The organism is Dermacoccus abyssi, from assembly GCF_003515945.1.
In the GTDB taxonomy this organism is placed as follows: domain Bacteria; phylum Actinomycetota; class Actinomycetes; order Actinomycetales; family Dermatophilaceae; genus Dermacoccus; species Dermacoccus abyssi.
Genome location: NZ_QWLM01000003.1, coordinates 1 through 18,569, shown reverse-complemented (window position 1 = coordinate 18,569; position 18,569 = coordinate 1). Strand labels below are relative to the sequence as shown.

Below are 18,569 nucleotides of genomic sequence, written 5' to 3'. Positions count from 1 at the left end.
TGAGACGAGGGTTGACATTGTGTGTCACATCACACTTTACTCATGTGTGCTTCCTATTGCTCAACTGAGCAGAAATTGGGTGCGACTTGAGAAGGAGGTCGTCGTGGGACGACGAAGGACAGGCGTCGCCATCCTGGCAGCCACAGCACTCGTGGGCAGCGGCCACCGTGCCGATCTCGCCTCGAGCATGCTCACCCCGGGACTCGGTGCCTTCCTCGCCGGCATGTTCTGCGCGCCCACGATGACGGCTTCCGTCGACGCCGTTGCTCGCGTCGTTCCGGAGCGAGTGCGCGGTGAGGCGATGGGCTGGCGCGGCTCCTTCCTCGCGACGGGCGGCGCGCTGGGCGGACCGATCGCCGGATGGGCCATCGACAGTCACGGCTTCGCCGGCGGTTTCGCCGCCGTGGGCGGGCTCGGAGCCCCCATCTGCGTGGCCGGGGTGCTCATCGTCGGTGGACGGCGGGCGCAGCGCTCCCGCAGCGTGCGACGGGCGTCCGCGTGAGTGGGGAAGGGACCGCTTCGCCGGGTTTGGAGGGCGCTCGCCGGACTGTTACTCTGGTTGCTACCAGCCGTACGTGTGGTGTTCTCCCGGAGCGATCCGCGAAAATCACACCACGAACGGTGCGCAAGAGGGACTTCGGTCTCCACCCTCGGTTCTCCCACGGGAGGCAGGGTCGTGGTCATGGTTCGTACGAGGCTCACCCCGGTGAGCCTGTTCTCGGGGAATCCCTGAGAGCGTGCGAAACGTTGAGACGAAGGCTTCTTGCGTAGGCAAGAAGCCTTTTCGTGTTTCTCCGCCTCGGCGGTGGAACGAATCGTCACAACAGTGAAGGAGTCGGCCATCAGCGCTGAGCCACGCATCAACGATCGGATCCGTGTACCCGAGGTCCGGTTGGTTGGCCCCAACGGTGAGCAGGTGGGCATCGTCCGAGTCGAGGACGCGCTGCGCCTCGCTGCGGAAGCGGATCTCGACCTCGTGGAGGTCGCGCCGCAGGCCAAGCCCCCGGTCGCCAAGCTCATGGACTTCGGCAAGTTCAAGTACGAAGCCGCCATGAAGGCCCGCGAGTCTCGCAAGAACCAGGTCAACACGGTCATCAAGGAGATCAAGCTCCGACCGAAGATCGACCAGCACGACTACGACACCAAGAAGGGTCACGTCGTTCGGTTCCTGTCGGCCGGTGACAAGGTCAAGGTCACCATCATGTTCCGCGGTCGCGAGCAGTCGCGCCCGGAGCTCGGTTTCCGACTGCTCCAGAAGCTCGCCGAGGACGTCGCCGAGCTGGCGTTCATCGAGAGCGCGCCGAAGCAGGACGGCCGCAACATGGTCATGGTTCTCGGCCCGACGAAGAAGAAGGCCGAGGCTCGCGCCGAGGACCGTCGTCGTCGCGAGGCTGCGAAGGCGAGCAAGGCTGCTCCCGCGACGCAGGCCGCCGAGACCGAGGCTCCCGCCGCGGAGCCGGCTGCCGACGAGGCCGCCAACTGAAATCGTCCTTCACCCTCGGGTGAAGACCCCCGCACCGGGAGACCGGTGGCGGGCCGTCAGACAGCCGGCGTGCACGAGCGCGCCGAGTGAGCGAAGGAGTCGGTTATGCCGAAGATGAAGACGCACAGCGGTGCCAAGAAGCGTTTCCGTGTCACCGGTAAGGGCAAGGTCATGCGCCAGCGCGCCCGCCACGTCCACAAGTTCGAAGAGCGCGCCAAGCGTCAGTCGCGTCGCCTCGTGAACGACGTCGTCGTTGCGCCGTCCGACGAGAAGAAGATCAAGAAGCTTCTCGGTAAGTAAGCCGAACTTTTCCCTCAACCAGCTTTTGCGGCAGGCGCCCGGCGCCGCCGCCCATGAACAAGGAGTACTCACGTGGCACGCGTGAAGCGGGCAGTAAACGCCCAGAAGAAGCGTCGTACCGTCCTCGAGCAGGCCAGCGGTTACCGCGGCCAGCGCTCGCGCCTTTACCGCAAGGCGAAGGAGCAGGTGACGCACAGCCTCGGTTACGCCTACCGTGACCGTCGCGCCAAGAAGGGTGACTTCCGTCGCCTGTGGATCCAGCGCATCAATGCTGCGGCTCGCCTCAACGGCATGACGTACAACCGCTTCATCCAGGGCCTCAAGGCCGCTGGCATCGAGGTCGACCGTCGCATGCTCGCCGAGCTGGCCGTCAACGACGCCCCGGCCTTCGCCGCGCTCGTCGAGATCGCCAAGGAGAACGTCCCGGCCCAGACGCCGGCTGCCTGATTCTCCTAGGCACCTCTTTCGCATCGAACGCCGCTCCACGCCATGATCACGAACACCCGCTCCGATCGGGTCAAGCAGGTCAGGGCACTGGGGCGGCGTTCTGCGCGTGAGAAGGCCGGACTGTTCCTCGTCGAGGGACGCCAGGCCGTGCGCGAACTGATCCGTTTCGCGCCCGAGACGATCCGCGACCTCTACCTCGACGCCGAGGCCACCGAACGGCACCCGGACCTGCGGGAGATGGCGCTTTCCTGGCAGCGCGACGCGGAGCCTGACGAGCGTCGATTCGTCCACGACTGCTCTGCCCAGGTGCTCGCCGAGATGTGCGACACCGAGCAGCCGCAGGGGATCATCGCCGTCGCGCGACCCGTCGACCGCGCCCTCGACGAGGTGCTCGCCGGTTCGCCGAAGTTCGTCGTGGTCCTCACGAACGTGAGGGACCCCGGTAATGCGGGCACCGTCATCCGGGGCGCCGACGCGACGGGTGCTGACGCCGTCATCGTCAGCGACTCGAGTGTCGACATCTACAACCCCAAGGTCGTGCGCTCGACCGTGGGTTCGCTGTGGCACCTGCCGATCTGTCGCGGTGCCGCCATCGAGGACATCTTCGCCCGCTGCCGCGACGCCGGGCTGACGCTGCACGCCGCGGACGGTGTCGGCACGACGCTGCTTCCGGACGTCGAGCTCTCCACGCCGCACGCGTGGGTCATGGGCAACGAGGCCTGGGGCCTCGAACCCGAAGTCCGCGAGGCCTGCGACGACGTCGTGCGCGTGCCGATCTACGGCGCTGCCGAGTCGCTCAACCTGGCCATGGCGGCCACCGTCTGCCTCTACGCCTCGGCGGGCGCGCAGCACTGACACGGCGCGTCATTCCGGTTTGCGCGCACTCGATAGACTCGGGCCCATGTCTGGCCCCAACACCAACTACGACCCGGTCGAGGTGTCCGCACTGGACCCCGAGGTCGTGGAGTCGAACGTCACCGTCGCCCTCAGCGCCATTGCGGCCGCGAACTCGCTCGAGGAGTTGAAGGACGCACGCCTCGCCCACGCCGGCGACAAGTCGCCCCTCGCTCTCGCCAACCGTGAGATCGGTGCGCTGCCGCCGACGGCCAAGGCCGAGGCGGGCAAGCGAGTCGGCCAGGCGCGCGGGCGCGTGGGTCAGGCGATCAAGGAGCGTCAGGCCGAGCTCGAGGCAGAGCGCGACGAGCGCATCCTCACCGAGGAGGCCGTCGACGTCACGACAGCGACGACGTTGCGCCGCCCGGTCGGTGGCCGTCACCCCGTCGAGATGATGCAGCAGCTCATGGTCGACCTCATGGTCGGCATGGGCTGGGAGGTGGCCGAGGGCCCCGAGGTCGAGGCCGAGTGGTTCGTCTTCGACGCGCTCAACTTCGACGAGGACCACCCTGCCCGCCAGATGCAGGACACCTTCTACCTCGACCCGGCCGACGGGGGGCTCGTCATGCGTACGCACACGTCGCCCGTCCAGGCTCGCTCGATGCTCGAGCGCGGTGTGCCGCTCTACATCGTCGCGCCGGGCAAGGCCTACCGCACGGACGAACTCGACGCCACGCACCTGCCGGTCTTCCACCAGCTCGAGGGCCTCGCCGTCGACAAGGGCATCACGATGGCCCACCTCAAGGGAACGCTCGACCATCTCGCCACGCAGCTGTTCGGCGAAGGCATCACGACGCGTCTGCGTCCCAACTACTTCCCGTTCACCGAGCCGAGCGCCGAGATGGATCTGCGCTGCTTCGTCTGCCGCGGGGAAGACCCGGCCTGTCGCACGTGCGGCGGCACCGGCTGGATCGAGTGGGGTGGCTGCGGCATGGTCCACGAGAACGTCCTGCGCGCCTGCGGCGTCGACCCGAGCGAGTACAGCGGATTCGCGTTCGGCATGGGCGTCGAGCGAGCGCTCATGTTCCGCACCGGCGCATCCGACATGCGCGAGATGATCGAGGGCGACGTGCGCTTCGACGCCCAGTTCGGCTTGGAGGTCTGAGGCAATGCGAGTTCCCATCGAATGGCTGCGTGAGTACGTCGACGTCCCGGCCGGAGCAACAGGTCTCCAGGTAGCGGCCGACCTCGTCAAGATCGGTCTCGAGGAGGAGGCGATCCACGGCGGCGGCATCACCGGCCCGCTCGTCGTCGGGCGCGTTCTGACGAAGGAGCCCGAGGAGCAGAAGAACGGCAAGGTCATCAACTGGTGCTCCGTCGACGTCGGCGACGCCAACGGAACCGGTGAGCCCCAGGGCATCGTGTGCGGCGCGCACAACTTCGACGCCGGCGACACCGTCGTCGTCGTCCTGCCCGGTGCCGTTCTGCCCGGTGGCTTCGCCATCAGCGCCCGCAAGACCTACGGTCACCTCTCGGCCGGCATGATCTGTGCAGCCGACGAACTCGGCCTGCCCGACGACGGTTCGCACGGCATCATCCTGCTCCCGCAGCGTCTCGGCGTCGAGGCGAGCGACCTCACGCCCGGCCAGGACGCCCTGCCGCTGCTGGGTCTCGACCGCGAGACGGTCGAGGTCAACGTCACCCCGGACCGCGGCTACTGCTTCTCCATCCGTGGCGTCGCGCGCGAGTACGGCCACTCGACGGGGGCCCGCTTCACCGACCCGGTGCTCGACCTCAACTCGCGTGCCCCGGAGGCCAACGCCTCGGGTTACCCCGTGCGCGTCGACGACGATGCGCCCCTGCGCGGAAACGTCGGGTGCGACCGCTACGTGGCCCGCATCGTGCGCGGCGTCGACCCGGCGGCGCCCGTGCCGGCCTGGCTGTCCCAGGCCGTGACGGAGGCGGGGATGCGCTCGATCTCCCTGCCCGTCGACATCACGAACTACGTCATGCTGGGTCTCGGCCAGCCGCTGCACGCCTTCGACCTGGCCACGCTCGGTGAGGAAATCGTCGTGCGTCGCGCGCGGGCGGGGGAGAAGATCACGACCCTCGACGACGTGGAGCGCACGCTCTTCGCCGAGGACCTCCTCATCACCGACGGCGGTGAGCGTCCGCTCGCCATCGCCGGCGTGATGGGCGGTGCCGAGAGCGAGGTGAGCGACACGACGAGCGACATCCTCATCGAGGCCGCACACTTCGACCCGGTCAGCATCGCCCGAAGCGCCCGTCGTCACCGACTGAGCAGCGAGGCGTCCAAGCGCTTCGAGCGCGGTGTCGACCCGGCGATCGCCGCCGCGGCAGCGCAGCTGGCCGTCGATCTTCTCGTCGAGTACGGCGGCGGCCGCGTCGACGACGGAGTCACCGACCTCGACACCGTCGTGCCTGCCGCTCCGATCGCGTTCGACCCGCAGCAGCCCACGCGCCTCGTCGGTGTCTCGTACACCGACGACGAGGTGGAGGCGACTCTCACCGCGGTCGGCTGCGTCGTCGAGCGAGTCGAGGGGGCACGGTGGAACGTCACGGCTCCGTCGTGGCGCCCCGACCTCACGACGGGGCCCGACCTCGTCGAGGAGGTTGCCCGCCTGCGCGGTTACGACCAGATCCCGTCGATCCTGGCTCGCCCCGTCGCCGGGCGCGGCCTCACCGCGTCCCAGCGCTACCGCCGCACCGTGGCCAACGCGCTCGCCGCTCAGGGGCTCTCGGAGATCATCTCGCTGCCCTTCGTCAGCGACGAGTTGCACACGAAGCTGCGCTACGGGGCAGATGACACGCGGCGCTCCACCGTTCGCCTGAGCAACCCGTTGTCGGACGAGGCGCCGTTGCTGCGCACCAGCGTCCTGTCGACGATGCTCGAGTCGCTCAAGCGCAACATCGCGCGCGGCTTCAAGGACGTGGGCCTGTTCGAGCTCGGTCTCGTCGTGGCCGGCCCCGCGGGAACGGCGCCGACCGAGCGGGTCGGAGTGCACCCGACGCCCGAGGTGCTCGCCGCCATCCGTGACGCCGTCCCGGTTCAGCCGCGCCACGTCGCCTGGGTGATGACCGGTGACGGTGAACGCAAGGGCTGGTGGGGTGAAGGCCGCTCGAGCGACTGGAGCGACGCCGTCGCCACCGCGCTCGGCATCGGTCGCGTGCTCGGCGTGCAGCTCGAGGTGGCGCAGGCCGACGTGGCCCCGTTCCACCCGGGCCGCTGTGCCCAGATCATGCTGCCTGACGGCAGCGTCATCGGTCACGCGGGTGAGCTTCACCCGAAGGTGCTCACGACCCTCGGCCTCCCGCCGCGCGTGGTGGCCGGCGAACTCGACCTCGACGCCCTCTCGGCGTTCGCCGAGAGGCCCGGGGTCGCGGAGCCGATCGCCACGTACCCGCAGGCGCATTCCGACGTCGCGCTCGTCGTCGATTCGGGCGTCACCGCGGCGGTCGTCGAGGACGCACTGCACCGCGGCGGTGGGGAGAACCTCGAGTCGCTGGCGCTGTTCGACATCTACGAGGGCGAGCAGGTCGGCGAGGGCAAGAAGTCGCTCGCCTACCGGCTCTTCTTCCGCTCGCCGGAGCGTACGCTCACGACGGAGGAGGTCAACGTCGCCCGCGATGCGGCCGTCCGTGAGGTCGACAAGGCCGTCGGAGCCAGCCTGCGAGGCGCCTGATCCTGACATGCACCCCTGTGGCCCGCCCATGGGGGTGCATGACTTTTCTCTCCCGTGCATGAGTATGCGTATTCGTGTAGCCTGAACGACATGGTTCAGGTCGCAGTCGCCGGTGCGAGCGGATACGCCGGAGGAGAGCTCCTCCGCTTGCTGCTCGCTCACCCCAACGTCGAGATCGGAGCGTTGACGGCCGGGGGCTCCGCGGGTTCGCGAGTGGGTGAGCACCACCCGCACCTCATGCCGCTGGCCGATGTCGTTCTCGAGGAGACGACGCCGGAGGTCCTCGCAGGACACGACGCCGTGTTCCTCGCACTTCCCCACGGTCAGAGCGCTGCCTTGGCCGCCGCGCTCGCCGAGGACGTGCTCGTCGTCGACTGCGGTGCCGACTTCCGCCTCGAGAACGAGAACGACTGGACTGCGTTCTACGACACCCCGTACGCAGGTTCGTGGGCCTACGGCATGCCCGAACTGACCCTCGGGACCGCAGCCAAGCAGCGGGACAACCTGGCCGGGGAGCGCCGCATTGCCGTCCCGGGCTGCTATCCGACCGCGGTCTCGCTCGGCCTCGCGCCCCTGTTTGCCCACGACCTCGTGGAGCACGATGACGTCGTCGTCGTGGCCTCCTCCGGAACCTCGGGGGCCGGCAAGGGCCTCAAGCCGCACCTGCTCGGATCCGAGGTCATGGGATCGATGAGCCCGTACGGTGTCGGCGGCGGCCACCGTCACACCCCTGAGATCGTGCAGAACCTCCGCCGCGCCGCGCAGGGAGCGGACGACGTGTCCCTGTCGTTCACCCCCACGCTCGCGCCGATGCCGCGCGGCATCCTGGCCACGTGTACCGCGCGCGTGCGTGACGGCGTGGACGCCGCGGCGATTCGCGCGGCCTTCGAGGCGGCCTACGGCGGCGAGACGTTCGTCCACCTGCTTGCGGACGGCTCGTGGCCCTCGACGGGGATGGTCGTTGCGTCCAACGCCGTCGCGGTTCAGTTCGCCCTCGATGCAAGCTCCGGCCGCGTCGTCGTCGTCTCCGCCGTCGACAACCTCACGAAGGGCACGGCAGGAGCTGCCGTGCAGTCGATGAACCTCGCGTTGGGCTTCGACGAAGCCGCGGGCCTGCCCGCGGTGGGGGTGGCTCCCTGATGGTCGCCTTCGGAGCGCAGTTCACCCTCATCGCCCACCCCGAGGAACTGTCGTACGTGCGCCTCGGGCCGCACGAGGTGGTGCCAGACTGGGCCCTCACGGACGCCCCGCTCGTCTCGGTGAGCGCCACCGCATCGGAGACCTCGGTGCTGTGTCTGTCGTCCGCCATCCCGCGTGACGCGGTGGTGCGCCAGCAGGGGCCGTTCAACGTCTTCGAGGTCGACGGTCCGCTCGACTTCGCCCTCACGGGTCTCCTGTCGGCGATCGTGACGCCGCTCGGTGAGGCCGAGCTGACGGTTTTCACCGTTTCCACGTTCGACACCGACTGGATCATGGTTCCCACCTTCGAGTCCGACCGCGCCCGCGCGCTGTGGAAGCGTGCCGGCCACATCATCAAGGAGAAGGAATGAGCGTCACTGCCGCATCAGGCTTCCGGGCCGCCGGTGTCACGGCCGGCCTCAAGCCCAGCGGAAAGCCCGATCTCGCGCTCGTGGTCAACGACGGCCCCGAGCACGTCGGTGCCGCGGTGTTCACGAGCAACAGGGTCGAGGCGGCCCCCGTGACGTGGTCACGCCAGGTCGTCACCGACGGCCGCGTCGATGCTGTGGTCCTCAACTCGGGTGGTGCGAATGCCTGCACGGGCGCCCAGGGCTTCCTCGACACTCACCGCACGGCCGAACTCGTGGCCGAGGCCGCCGGCGTGAGTGCGGGCGATGTCGTGGTGTGCTCCACGGGGCTCATCGGTGAACTCCTGCCGATGGACCGCATCGAGAATGGTGTGACGCAGGTGTCGGGCGCCGTGAGCGCCGACGGTGGCGCCGACGCGGCCGAGGCCATCATGACGACCGACACCGTGGCCAAGGAGTGCGAAGGCATCGGCTCGGGGTACGTCGTCGGTGGCATGGCGAAGGGAGCGGGCATGCTCGCACCTTCACTGGCCACGATGCTGGTCGTCGTGACGACAGATGCCGTCCTCACCTCGGAGCAGGCTGACGAAGCCCTGCGCACGGCGACGCGCTTGTCGTTCGACCGCATCGACTCCGACGGCTGCCAGTCGACGAACGACACCGTGCTCCTCATGGCGTCCGGCGCCTCCGGCGTCGCGCCCGAGACGGGCGAGTTCACGAGCATCCTGACGGAGGTCTGCCAGGATCTTGCGCTGCAGCTCATCACCGACGCCGAGGGTGCTGCCCACGACATCGAGATCGTCGTCAACGGAGCTGCAAACATTAACGATGGACTTGAAGTTGCACGCGCGATCGCCCGTAACAACCTCTTCAAGTGCGCGGTTTTCGGGGGAGACCCCAACTGGGGTCGCGTCCTCGCGGCCGTCGGCACGACGAAGGCGGCGTTCGACGCTCGTACGCTCGACGTTGCGATCAACGGCGTCATGGTCTGTCGCGACGGCGGCGTCGGCGACGACCGATCCGGCGTTGACCTGTCGAACCGTGAAGTGAAGGTCGAGGTCTTCCTCAAGGCGGGCGAGGAGTCCGTGACAATCTTCACCAACGACCTCACGCACGACTACGTTCACGAGAACTCGGCCTACAGCACATGAGCACCTCCGAGCACGACCACGGGCTGGCCGGCGAGCGCCGTGACCTGAGTTCGATCGCTTCTGCGGCACTCAAGGCGGGCACCCTCGTCGAGGCGCTGCCGTGGCTCGAGCGCTACCAGGACGCGCTCGTCGTCGTGAAGTACGGCGGCAACGCGATGACCGACCCGGCACTGAAGAAGGCCTTCGCCGAGGACATCGCCTTCCTGCGCTATGCGGGGTTGCGCCCCGTCGTCGTTCACGGGGGCGGACCTCAGATCGCCTCAATGCTGGAACGCATGGGCCTCAAGAGCGAGTTCCGCGGCGGGCTGCGCGTCACGACCCCCGAGGCGATGGAGGTCGTGCGCATGGTGCTCACCGGCCAGGTCTCGCGTGAACTCGTCGGCCTCATCAACCAGCACGGCCCGATGGCCTTCGGGCTGTCGGGGGAGGACGCCCGCCTGTTCGGCGCCCGCCGTCGGCCGGCGTACGTTGACGGGGAGGCTGTCGACATCGGTCTCGTCGGCGATGTCGAGATGGTCGATCCGCAGATCGTACGCGACCTGACGCACTCGGGGCGCATCCCCGTCATCTCGTCGGTGGCTCCCGACCTCGACAACGAAGGTCAGGTCCTGAACGTCAACGCCGACACGGCAGCGAGCGCGCTGGCCGTGGCACTCGGTGCCCACAAGCTCGTCGTGCTCACCGACGTCGAGGGCGTCTACGCCAACTGGCCCGACCCGGAGTCGCTGCTGTCGACCCTGCCCGTCGAGGACGCCGAAGCGATGCTCGCGACCGTCGAGACCGGCATGGTGCCCAAGCTCGAGGCCTGCATTCGCGCGGTGCGCGGAGGGGTGCCGCACACACACGTCGTCAACGGCACCCGCCCGCACTCGATCCTTCTCGAGATCTTCACCGACGAAGGCATCGGCACGATGATCACGTCAGGAGGACGCTGGTGAGTACCCAGCACGAAAGCCAGACGTACCTCGAGCGGTACGGCACGGTGATGATGGGTGTCTTCGGCGAGCCCGGCCTCGTCCTCACCGAGGGTGACGGCTGCTACGTCAAGGACGCCGACGGCCGGCGTTACCTCGATCTGCTCGGCGGCATCGCCGTCAACTCCCTGGGTCACGGCCACCCGGCGCTCGTCGCCGCGGTACAGGAGCAGGCTGCACGGCTCATCCACACCTCGAACCTGTTCACGACGCCCGGTCAGGTGGCCCTCGGTGAGCGGTTGATCGAGATCGCCGGAGCGCCGGAGAGCTCACGCGTCTTCCTCTGCAACACCGGCAGTGAGGCGAACGAGGCCGCGTTCAAGCTCGCGCGGCGCACCGGTCGACCCGATGTCGTCGTCCTCGACGGGGGCTTCCACGGGCGCACGATGGGGGCCATCTCGCTCACGTCGAAGGAGGCCTACCGCGCCCCGTTCGAGCCGCTCGTGCCCGGCGTCCGGCGAGTGCCGTACGACGACGTCGAGGCGTTGCGTGACGCTGTCGACGAGTCCGTGGGTGCTGTCCTCGTCGAGCCGATCCAGGGTGAGGCCGGCGTCGTCGTGCCGAGTGAGGGCTACCTCGAGGCGGCGCGCCGCATCACGCGTGACGCCGGTGCGCTGCTCATCCTCGACGAGGTCCAGACGGGCATCGCGCGCACCGGCGAGTGGTTCGGTTTCCAGACGCTCGCGCCGGGGCTCGTGCCCGACGCGGTGACGGTGGCCAAAGGCCTCGGTGGCGGCGTTCCTGTCGGCGGGCTCATCACGTTCGGGCCGGAAGTCTCCGGCCTCCTCACGGCGGGCCAGCACGGCACGACGTTCGGCGGTAACCCACTGGCCTGCGCTGCTGCGCTCGCGGTGCTCGACACGATCGCCGGGGACGGGCTTCTCACCCACGTCGTACGACGGGGAGAGCACCTCGCCGCTCGCATCGACGCCCTCGGCGACGCCCGCGTCACCGGTACACGCGGCCGTGGCCTGCTGCGCGCCGTCCTCCTGCGGGACGCCGTGGCGCCGCAGCTCGTCGTCGCCGCGCGCGAGGCCGGCTTCGTCGTCAACGCGCCGACGCCGAACGCCGTTCGCCTCGCGCCCCCGCTCGTCATCTCCGACGCCGAGCTCGACACGTTCGTGGACGCCCTGCCGACCCTGCTCGACCGAGCGGGAGAGAAGGAGACATCGTGACCCGCCACTTCCTGCGCGACGACGACCTGTCGCCCGCCGAGCAGCGTGAGGTGCTCGACCTTGCCGCACGCCTCAAGGCCGATCGACACTGTGTCCGCCCGCTCGAGGGGCCCCGCGGCGTAGCCGTCATCTTCGACAAGCCGACGCTGCGCACCCAGCTCAGTTTTTCGGTGGGCATCGCCGAACTCGGCGGCCACCCGATGATCGTCGACGGCAACCTCGCCCAGGTGGGCACGCGGGAGTCGATCCACGACGTGGCCAAGGTGTTGGGCCGCCAGGTGAGCGCCATCGTCTGGCGGACGTTCGCCCAGAAGTCGCTCGCAGAGATGGCCGAGCACTCGGGAGTTCCGGTCGTCAACGCGCTCACCGACGACTTCCACCCGTGCCAGATCCTCGCCGACCTCCTCACTGTCACGGAGCACAAGGGAAGCGTGGCCGGGCTCAAGGTCGCCTACGTCGGCGACGCAGCCAACAACATGGCGCACAGCTACCTGCTCGGCTTCGCCACTGCGGGGGCGAACATCGTCGTCGCCGGACCGGTGAGCTACCAGCCGAACCCCCAGATCCTCGAGAACGCTCAGCGCATCGCGGCGCAAACGGGTGGGAGCGCCACGGCCTCCACCGACGCCGTGGTCGCGGTCAGCGATGCGGACGTCGTCATCACCGACACCTGGGTGTCGATGGGGCAGGAGGGCGAGAAGGCCGAACGCCAGGGCGAGACGAACCCGTTCCGGTCGTTCGCCGTGACCGCGGACCTCATGGCCCACGCCAAGGCCGATGCCATCGTCATGCACTGCCTGCCCGCATACCGGGGGTACGAGATCGCCGCCGATGTCATCGACGGGCCGCAGTCGGTCGTCTGGGACGAAGCGGAGAACCGTCTGCACGCGCAGAAGGCTCTGCTCGCCTTCCTTCTGGAGCGCTCGTGATCGCGCCGACGAAGGGCGCGCGACATCAGCGCATCCGCGAGATCCTCGGCCGGGAGCCCATCCGCTCGCAGACCGATCTCGCCGAACGTCTGCTCGAGGACGGCGTCGACGTCACCCAGGCGACGCTGTCGCGTGACCTCGTCGAGCTGGGCGCGGTCAAGGTGCGCCAGGGGCGAACACTCGTCTACGCCGTGCCTGGCGAGGGCGGCGATCGAACGCCGCGTGCCGGCGCCGCTCGTACCGAAGCCGTGCAGCGCCTTCGCCGGCTCTCCGGCGAACTGCTCGTCACGGCCGAGTCCTCGGGCAACCTCGTCGTGCTGCGCACGCCTCCGGGCGCTGCGAACTTCCTCGCCTCGGCGATCGACCACGCGGAGTTCGAGGAGGTGCTCGGCACCATCGCCGGCGACGACACGATCCTGGTCATCGCCCAGGCGGGCGCCGAGTCGTCAGCTCTGGCGCAGCGCTTCCTCGACCTCGCCGGGCTTACCGACGACGCCGGAGCCGACGAGGACCTTCACGCCGACGACGCGTGAGAATCCACGCGAGCACCCTGAGATTTCCCTGCTACCCCTGCACTTCGGTGGCCCGTTCGAGCCGGGCCACTCCTCGATGAAAGGTTTGTCATGACCCAGGCCGATTCTCGCCTCAGCCTCTGGGGCGGGCGCTTCGCCGGCGGCCCCTCCGACGCACTCGCGGCCCTGAGCAAGTCCACCCACTTCGACTGGCGCCTCGCGCCGTACGACATCGCCGGATCCCGGGCACACGCCCGCGTCCTGCACCGCGCGGGCCTCCTCGCCGACGACGACCTCGGGGCCATGCTTGCGGCCCTCGACAAGCTACGCGGTGACGTGGAATCGGGCGTCTTCGTCCCGGCCCAGGACGACGAGGACGTTCACACCGCGCTCGAGCGCGGCCTCATCGAACGTGCCGGCGCTGACGTGGGCGGTCGCCTGCGCGCCGGGCGCTCGCGCAACGACCAGGTGGCCACCCTGTTCCGCATGTACCTGCGTGATCACGCGCGGGTCGTCTCGGGGCTGCTGCTCGACGTCGTCGACGCTCTCGTGGCTCAGGCCCGGACCCACATGGGCGTCGCGATGCCTGGCCGCACTCACCTGCAGCATGCCCAGCCGGTGCTCCTCAGCCACCACCTTCTCGCCCACGCCTGGGCCCTGTTGCGCGACGCCGAGCGCTTCGTCGACTGGGACGAGCGCGCGGATGCCTCACCGTACGGCTCGGGGGCGCTCGCGGGCTCGTCTCTCGGCCTGGACCCGGCTCGGGTGGCCGAGGACCTCGGCTTCAGCCGCCCGACGCAGAACAGCATCGACGGCACCGCCTCGCGTGACTTCGTCGCCGAGTTCGCCTTCGTCTCCGCGATGGCCGCGGTCGACATCTCGCGCATCGCCGAGGAGGTCGTCCTCTGGGCGACGAAGGAGTTCAGCTTCGTCACCCTCGACGACGCCTTCTCGACCGGTTCCAGCATCATGCCGCAGAAGAAGAACCCCGACGTCGCCGAGCTCGCCCGAGGCAAGGCGGGCCGTCTCGTCGGTGACCTGGCCGGCCTGCTCACGACCCTCAAGGCGCTTCCCCTCGCTTACAACCGTGACCTGCAGGAGGACAAGGAGCCGGTCTTCGACGCCGTCGACACCCTCGAACTGCTCCTGCCTGCCTTTGCCGGGATGACCGCGACGCTGACGTTCCACCCGGAGCGCCTCGAGTCGCTGGCCCCGCAGGGCTTCTCGCTCGCCACGGACATCGCGGAATGGCTCGTGCGCGAGGGCGTGCCCTTCCGTGTGGCTCACGAGGTCGCCGGAGCGTGCGTCCAGGAGTGCGAGAAGCGCGACATCGAGCTGTGGGATCTCTCGGACGACGACCTGGCCGACATCAGCGAGCACCTCACCCCGGGCGTGCGTGAGGTACTCAGCGTTCCGGGATCGCTCGCGTCACGCAACGCCACGGGCGGCACCGCCCCGGAGCGAGTCGGTGAGCAGCTCGAAGCTGCCGCCGCTCGAGCGGGCGAGCTGCGCGAGTTCGCCGACTCGCGCATCGAGCTGCGCTGACCGGAGCACTCTCCCCGTCGCATGACGACAGCGGCACCCGAGAACGGGTGCCGCTGTCGTCATGCGTGCTGACGGCTGACGCCGATCAGGCCAGTCGCTGCTCCTCGGCGACGAGCTCTTCGGGGGAGGCCTGGCTGGAGGTCGAGCCACCGAGCCACAGGTCGGGCCCGAAGATCTCGTAGCTGATGTCGGCCGCGTCCACGCCGCGGTCGAGCAGGCCCGAGCGCACGTGCTGCATGAACGGCACCGAACCGCAGAGGTAGTACTCGGCGTTGTCCGGCAGGTCGAGCTCGTTCACGGCGACGAGACCTTCGCGCGCATCGTCGCCGCCCTTCTCGTAGTACGTGATGGCGGTGGCGCCCGCGTCGGCTGCGGTGCGGGCGACTTGCTCGCGCAGCGGGTGGGTGTCTACGTCGACGTCGGCGTGGACGAGGACGAGCTCACGACCGTTCATGCGGCCGTGAGCGGCGGCGTCGAGGATCGAGGCCATCGGCGTGATGCCGATGCCGGCGGAGAACATGACGAGCGGGCGAGTGTGGTCGCCCTTCGCCACCTCGATGTCGCCCACCGGTGCGCTGACGGGCAGGAGGTCGCCCTCGGAGCGCTCGAACAGATATCCCGAGACGGCACCGTCGGGGGTGCCGTTCGCACCCGCCACCTTCTTGACCGTGATCTGGAGGGCGGCGTCACCGGGCGCGCCCGAGATCGTGTACTGGCGGGGCTGGCGGTAGTCGTCCTCGAGCTGAGCGATGACGGAGACGTACTGGCCCGGAACATAGTCGGGAATCGCCGAACCGTCGACGGGCTCGAGGGTGAACGTGCGGGCGTTGCCGCCGGCGTCCTCGATGCGCGTGATGCGGTGGTCCTTCATGAGGGAGTCCGGCGTGCGGTCGATCTGCTGGTACAGCCTCGCCTCGGCGCTCACGAGGTCCATGGCGAACAGCCAGTACACCTCTTCCCAGGCGCGTGCCACCTCGGGCGTGACGGCGTCGCCGAGCACCTCGCCGATGGCCTCCATGAGGTTGCGGCCGACGATGGTGTAGTCACCGGGCTTGATGGCGAGGGCAACGTGCTTGTTCGCGATGCGCGACAGGACGTGGTCGAAGTCGATGTCGGAGTCGCCCAGCAGGTGGTGGGCATACGCGACGATGCTCGACGCCAGCGCGATCGGCTGCTCGCCGATGGCCTGGTTCGCCTGGTTGAACACGTTGAGCAGGTCCGGGTTTCGCTCGAACATCTTGGGGTAGAAGACCTTGGTGATCTGCGTGATGTTCTCGATGACCGGTCCGGCAGTCGCCTTGACGATCTCGGCGTTGTCGGCGTGCAGCATGCGTCCTCCAGGGTGACGTCGTCAGGTTGCCGTAGACGGTTGTCCCGTTGCGGCCGTCGTGACGCTACGGCGCGGGCCTGGCTCGAGGACAGGGACGAATGTCCCCGATCCCCAGGAACCGAGGGGTGCGGGACCGCGACGGCGGAACCCATCGGCAGCGTTGGCACAATGAAGGCGTGCACCCCGTCGATCCAGATCTCTTCGCCGCAGCCCCCGAGGTGGTGGCTCCGCGGCTGCTCGGCCTGGTCGTGCACCACGACGGTGTCGGTGTGCGGATCAGCGAGGTGGAGGCGTACGCGGGGGAGCGCGACCCGGGGTCGCACGGCTTCCGTGGACGCACGCCGCGCAACGCGGCGCTCTTCGGACCTCCCGGCACCGTGTACGTCTACATCAGTTACGGCATCCATCGAGCCTTCAACCTGGTCTGTGGCCCCGACGGAGAATCCGCCGGAGTGCTCGTGCGCGCCGGTGAGGTCGTCGAGGGGGAGGAGATCGCTCGGCGGCGCCGCGGTGGAGACCGGCGCGACGTTCCGTCACGGCTGCTGGCGCGGGGGCCGGGAAACCTCGGGCAGGCGCTCGGCGTGGATCTCGACCTCAACGGAACGCCGGTCACCGGAAGGGACGCGCAGGTGCGACTCACCGTGCCGGACGGGTGTTCCCGGCTCGAATACCGCAGCGGCCCACGGGTCGGGGTGAGCGGCCCCGGCGGCGACAGCACGCTGTACCCGTGGCGCTTCTGGCTGCCCGACGACCCGACGGTCTCCGCCTATCGGCCAGCCGTGGCGCGCCGACGAGCCGCGACGAACCCGCACCAACCGAAGTGACGCGGGCGCACCCGATGGGGCACCCTTGGAACGGCGCCGGAGCCAGACCCCGGCCATGACGACGAAAGGCACATCGTGACCAACATCCTCGACGAGCTGCAGTGGCGCGGAGCGGTGGCACAGACCACCGCTGAAGCCGAGCTGCGTGAAGCACTCGCGAACGGACCTATCACGGTGTATTGCGGTTTCGACCCGACTGCCCCGTCGTTGCACTTCGGCAACCTCGTTCAGCTCATCCAGCTACGTCGCCTGCAGAGGGCCGGCCACCGAGTGATCGCCCTCGTCGGCGGCTCGACGGGACTCATCGGCGACCCCCGTCCGAGTTCGGAGCGAGTGCTCAAGACGAAGGACCAGACGGCGGAGTGGGTCGACAAGATCCGCTCGCAGGTGCGCCCCTTCCTCGACTTCGAGGGTGAGAACCCGGCGCGCGTGGTGAACAACCTCGACTGGACCTCACAGATTTCGGCTCTCGACTTCCTGCGCGACGTCGGCAAGTACTTTCGCGTCAACGCGATGATGAAGAAGGACGCCGTAGCGGCTCGCCTGAACTCCGAGGAGGGCATCAGCTACACGGAGTTCAGCTACCAGATCCTTCAGGCGCTCGACTACCTCCACCTGTACCGCGAGTACGGCTGCACCTTGCAGACCGGTGGTTCGGACCAGTGGGGCAACCTCATTGCCGGGGCCGACCTCATCCGTTCGGTCGAGGGCAAGAGCGTTCACGTGCTCACTTCGCCGCTGCTGACCGACGCGAACGGGCAGAAGTACGGCAAGTCGGAAGGCAACGCCATCTGGCTCGACGCGACGATGACGAGTCCCTACGCCTTCTACCAATACTTCCTCAACGTCGAGGACTCCGAGGTCATCAAGCTTCTGAAGTTCATGACCGACAGGACGCCGGAGAAGATCGCCGAGCTGGAGAAGGCCGTTGCCGAGGCACCCTTCCGCCGTGAGGCGCAGCGGACGTTGGCCGCCGACGTCACGACGCTCGTCCACGGCGAGGCTGCGACGGCCGGCGCCGTGGCCGCGAGTGAGGCTCTCTTCGGCAAGGGAGACGTGACGGCGCTCGACGCGTCCACGCTCCGTGACGCAGCGCAGGAACTGCCGGGAGCCGACGTCGCCGAGGGCACCAGCCTGACGGACGCCGTGGTCGCGGTCGGCATCGCGGACTCACGAAACGCGGCCCGGCGCCTCATCGGTGACGGCGGGGTTTCGCTGAACAACGTGAAGATGAACGACGCCGAGTACGCCCTGACGGCGGACGACTTCCTCCACGGCGAGGTGGCCATCCTCAAGCGCGGCCGCAAGTTCCAGGCCGCGGCACGTCGGGCCGGGTGACCCGACGTCAGGTGCATGGGAGGGGCTCTCGAGGCACCTCTCCCGCACCGAACGCCCTGGCACATCTCCGCGTTTGTGCCCAGGGTGAGAAGCGTGTAATGTTTTCCGAGTCGCCGCGAGCAGCGGAGGGCCGAACGCCCGCCGCGAGCCGCACCTGACACTCTCGGATTGCCTACAGGCACAACGAATTACAGCGATGTAGTTCGAAACGGCCAGGTTGGTGCTAAGCCGCGGAAGTGCTAAGGTAGACGAGTTACCCCAGACGGGTGAGAGGTTCCACCTCAGACCCTGACGGTGTGTGATGGTGTTTTGAGAACTCAACAGCGTGCCGATGTGATCATCGCCAAACAACAGTATTTTGCTAGCCCTGTGTGGGTTGGTGTTGTTCTGGCTGATGTTTGATGGATGGATACAAGACACACGATCACCTTTTTGTGGGTGGTGGTGTGGTGTCACCGTTTGATTTCGGCTGGGAT

Annotated in this window: 18 protein-coding genes; 17 read left to right on the top strand and 1 reads right to left on the bottom strand. The window is 68.5% G+C overall.

Going from position 1 to position 18,569, the window contains the following annotated elements; translation table 11 throughout:
- Positions 1 to 79 precede the first annotated feature (79 nt).
- The 15 genes from D1832_RS03080 to argH all read left to right on the top strand — a co-directional run bounded on the left by D1832_RS03080 (position 80) and on the right by argH (position 14,601).
- The gene (locus D1832_RS03080) at positions 80 to 502 is read left to right on the top strand and encodes an MFS transporter (protein WP_241510836.1); all 423 of its coding nucleotides are present in this window, start codon (positions 80 to 82) and stop codon (positions 500 to 502) included.
- Positions 503 to 805: 303 nt separating this feature from the next.
- The gene (gene infC / locus D1832_RS03075; protein WP_241510835.1) at positions 806 to 1,483 is read left to right on the top strand and encodes a translation initiation factor IF-3; all 678 of its coding nucleotides are present in this window, start codon (positions 806 to 808) and stop codon (positions 1,481 to 1,483) included.
- 105 nt (positions 1,484 to 1,588) lie between these two features.
- Positions 1,589 to 1,783, top strand: coding sequence for a 50S ribosomal protein L35 (rpmI, locus tag D1832_RS03070; protein WP_047312123.1), 195 nt, complete (start codon positions 1,589 to 1,591; stop codon positions 1,781 to 1,783).
- Positions 1,784 to 1,855: 72 nt separating this feature from the next.
- Positions 1,856 to 2,230 (top strand): 50S ribosomal protein L20, encoded by a 375-nt coding sequence (gene rplT, locus D1832_RS03065; RefSeq protein ID WP_118912590.1) that lies wholly within the window; start codon positions 1,856 to 1,858, stop codon positions 2,228 to 2,230.
- A 42-nt stretch (positions 2,231 to 2,272) separates the two neighbouring features.
- The gene (locus tag D1832_RS03060) at positions 2,273 to 3,085 is read left to right on the top strand and encodes a TrmH family RNA methyltransferase (protein WP_118912589.1); all 813 of its coding nucleotides are present in this window, start codon (positions 2,273 to 2,275) and stop codon (positions 3,083 to 3,085) included.
- A 46-nt stretch (positions 3,086 to 3,131) separates the two neighbouring features.
- Complete coding sequence (gene pheS, locus D1832_RS03055) at positions 3,132 to 4,229, top strand: phenylalanine--tRNA ligase subunit alpha (protein WP_118912588.1); 1,098 nt, start codon at positions 3,132 to 3,134, stop codon at positions 4,227 to 4,229.
- 4 nt (positions 4,230 to 4,233) lie between these two features.
- The gene (gene pheT / locus D1832_RS03050) at positions 4,234 to 6,768 is read left to right on the top strand and encodes a phenylalanine--tRNA ligase subunit beta (protein WP_118912587.1); all 2,535 of its coding nucleotides are present in this window, start codon (positions 4,234 to 4,236) and stop codon (positions 6,766 to 6,768) included.
- A 90-nt stretch (positions 6,769 to 6,858) separates the two neighbouring features.
- Positions 6,859 to 7,908 carry an N-acetyl-gamma-glutamyl-phosphate reductase gene (gene argC, locus D1832_RS03045; RefSeq protein ID WP_118912586.1) on the top strand — a complete coding sequence of 350 codons (1,050 nt, stop codon included), beginning with the start codon at positions 6,859 to 6,861 and terminating at the stop codon, positions 7,906 to 7,908.
- Entirely contained in the window at positions 7,908 to 8,318 is a 411-nt protein-coding gene (locus tag D1832_RS03040; protein WP_118912585.1) for an ACT domain-containing protein, read from the top strand. Before argC ends, D1832_RS03040 begins: the two co-directional genes overlap by 1 nt.
- Positions 8,315 to 9,466, top strand: coding sequence for a bifunctional glutamate N-acetyltransferase/amino-acid acetyltransferase ArgJ (gene argJ / locus D1832_RS03035; RefSeq protein ID WP_118912584.1), 1,152 nt, complete (start codon positions 8,315 to 8,317; stop codon positions 9,464 to 9,466). The genes D1832_RS03040 and argJ overlap by 4 nt, the downstream gene beginning before the upstream one ends.
- Positions 9,463 to 10,404 carry an acetylglutamate kinase gene (gene argB / locus D1832_RS03030; protein WP_118912583.1) on the top strand — a complete coding sequence of 314 codons (942 nt, stop codon included), beginning with the start codon at positions 9,463 to 9,465 and terminating at the stop codon, positions 10,402 to 10,404. The genes argJ and argB overlap by 4 nt, the downstream gene beginning before the upstream one ends.
- Positions 10,401 to 11,615, top strand: coding sequence for an acetylornithine transaminase (locus D1832_RS03025; RefSeq protein WP_274541946.1), 1,215 nt, complete (start codon positions 10,401 to 10,403; stop codon positions 11,613 to 11,615). Before argB ends, D1832_RS03025 begins: the two co-directional genes overlap by 4 nt.
- Positions 11,612 to 12,544 (top strand): ornithine carbamoyltransferase, encoded by a 933-nt coding sequence (gene argF, locus D1832_RS03020; RefSeq protein ID WP_118912582.1) that lies wholly within the window; start codon positions 11,612 to 11,614, stop codon positions 12,542 to 12,544. The genes D1832_RS03025 and argF overlap by 4 nt, the downstream gene beginning before the upstream one ends.
- Entirely contained in the window at positions 12,541 to 13,077 is a 537-nt protein-coding gene (locus D1832_RS03015) for an arginine repressor (protein ID WP_118912581.1), read from the top strand. The genes argF and D1832_RS03015 overlap by 4 nt, the downstream gene beginning before the upstream one ends.
- A 90-nt stretch (positions 13,078 to 13,167) precedes the next feature.
- Positions 13,168 to 14,601, top strand: a complete 1,434-nt coding sequence (gene argH / locus D1832_RS03010) for an argininosuccinate lyase (protein WP_118912580.1) — start codon at positions 13,168 to 13,170, stop codon at positions 14,599 to 14,601.
- A gap of 85 nt (positions 14,602 to 14,686) precedes the next feature.
- On the opposite strand, the gene D1832_RS03005 is transcribed toward argH, so the two are convergent.
- Positions 14,687 to 15,931: a globin domain-containing protein gene (locus D1832_RS03005; RefSeq protein ID WP_118912579.1), complete on the bottom strand. Its 1,245-nt coding sequence runs from the start codon at positions 15,929 to 15,931 to the stop codon at positions 14,687 to 14,689.
- Positions 15,932 to 16,107: 176 nt separating this feature from the next.
- Here D1832_RS03005 and D1832_RS03000 point away from each other — a divergent pair, with 176 nt between their 5' ends.
- Both D1832_RS03000 and tyrS read left to right on the top strand, forming a co-directional pair.
- Positions 16,108 to 16,755 (top strand): DNA-3-methyladenine glycosylase, encoded by a 648-nt coding sequence (locus D1832_RS03000; RefSeq protein WP_241510834.1) that lies wholly within the window; start codon positions 16,108 to 16,110, stop codon positions 16,753 to 16,755.
- A gap of 75 nt (positions 16,756 to 16,830) precedes the next feature.
- Positions 16,831 to 18,093, top strand: coding sequence for a tyrosine--tRNA ligase (tyrS, locus tag D1832_RS02995; protein WP_118912577.1), 1,263 nt, complete (start codon positions 16,831 to 16,833; stop codon positions 18,091 to 18,093).
- The last annotated feature ends 476 nt before the right edge of the window (positions 18,094 to 18,569 follow it).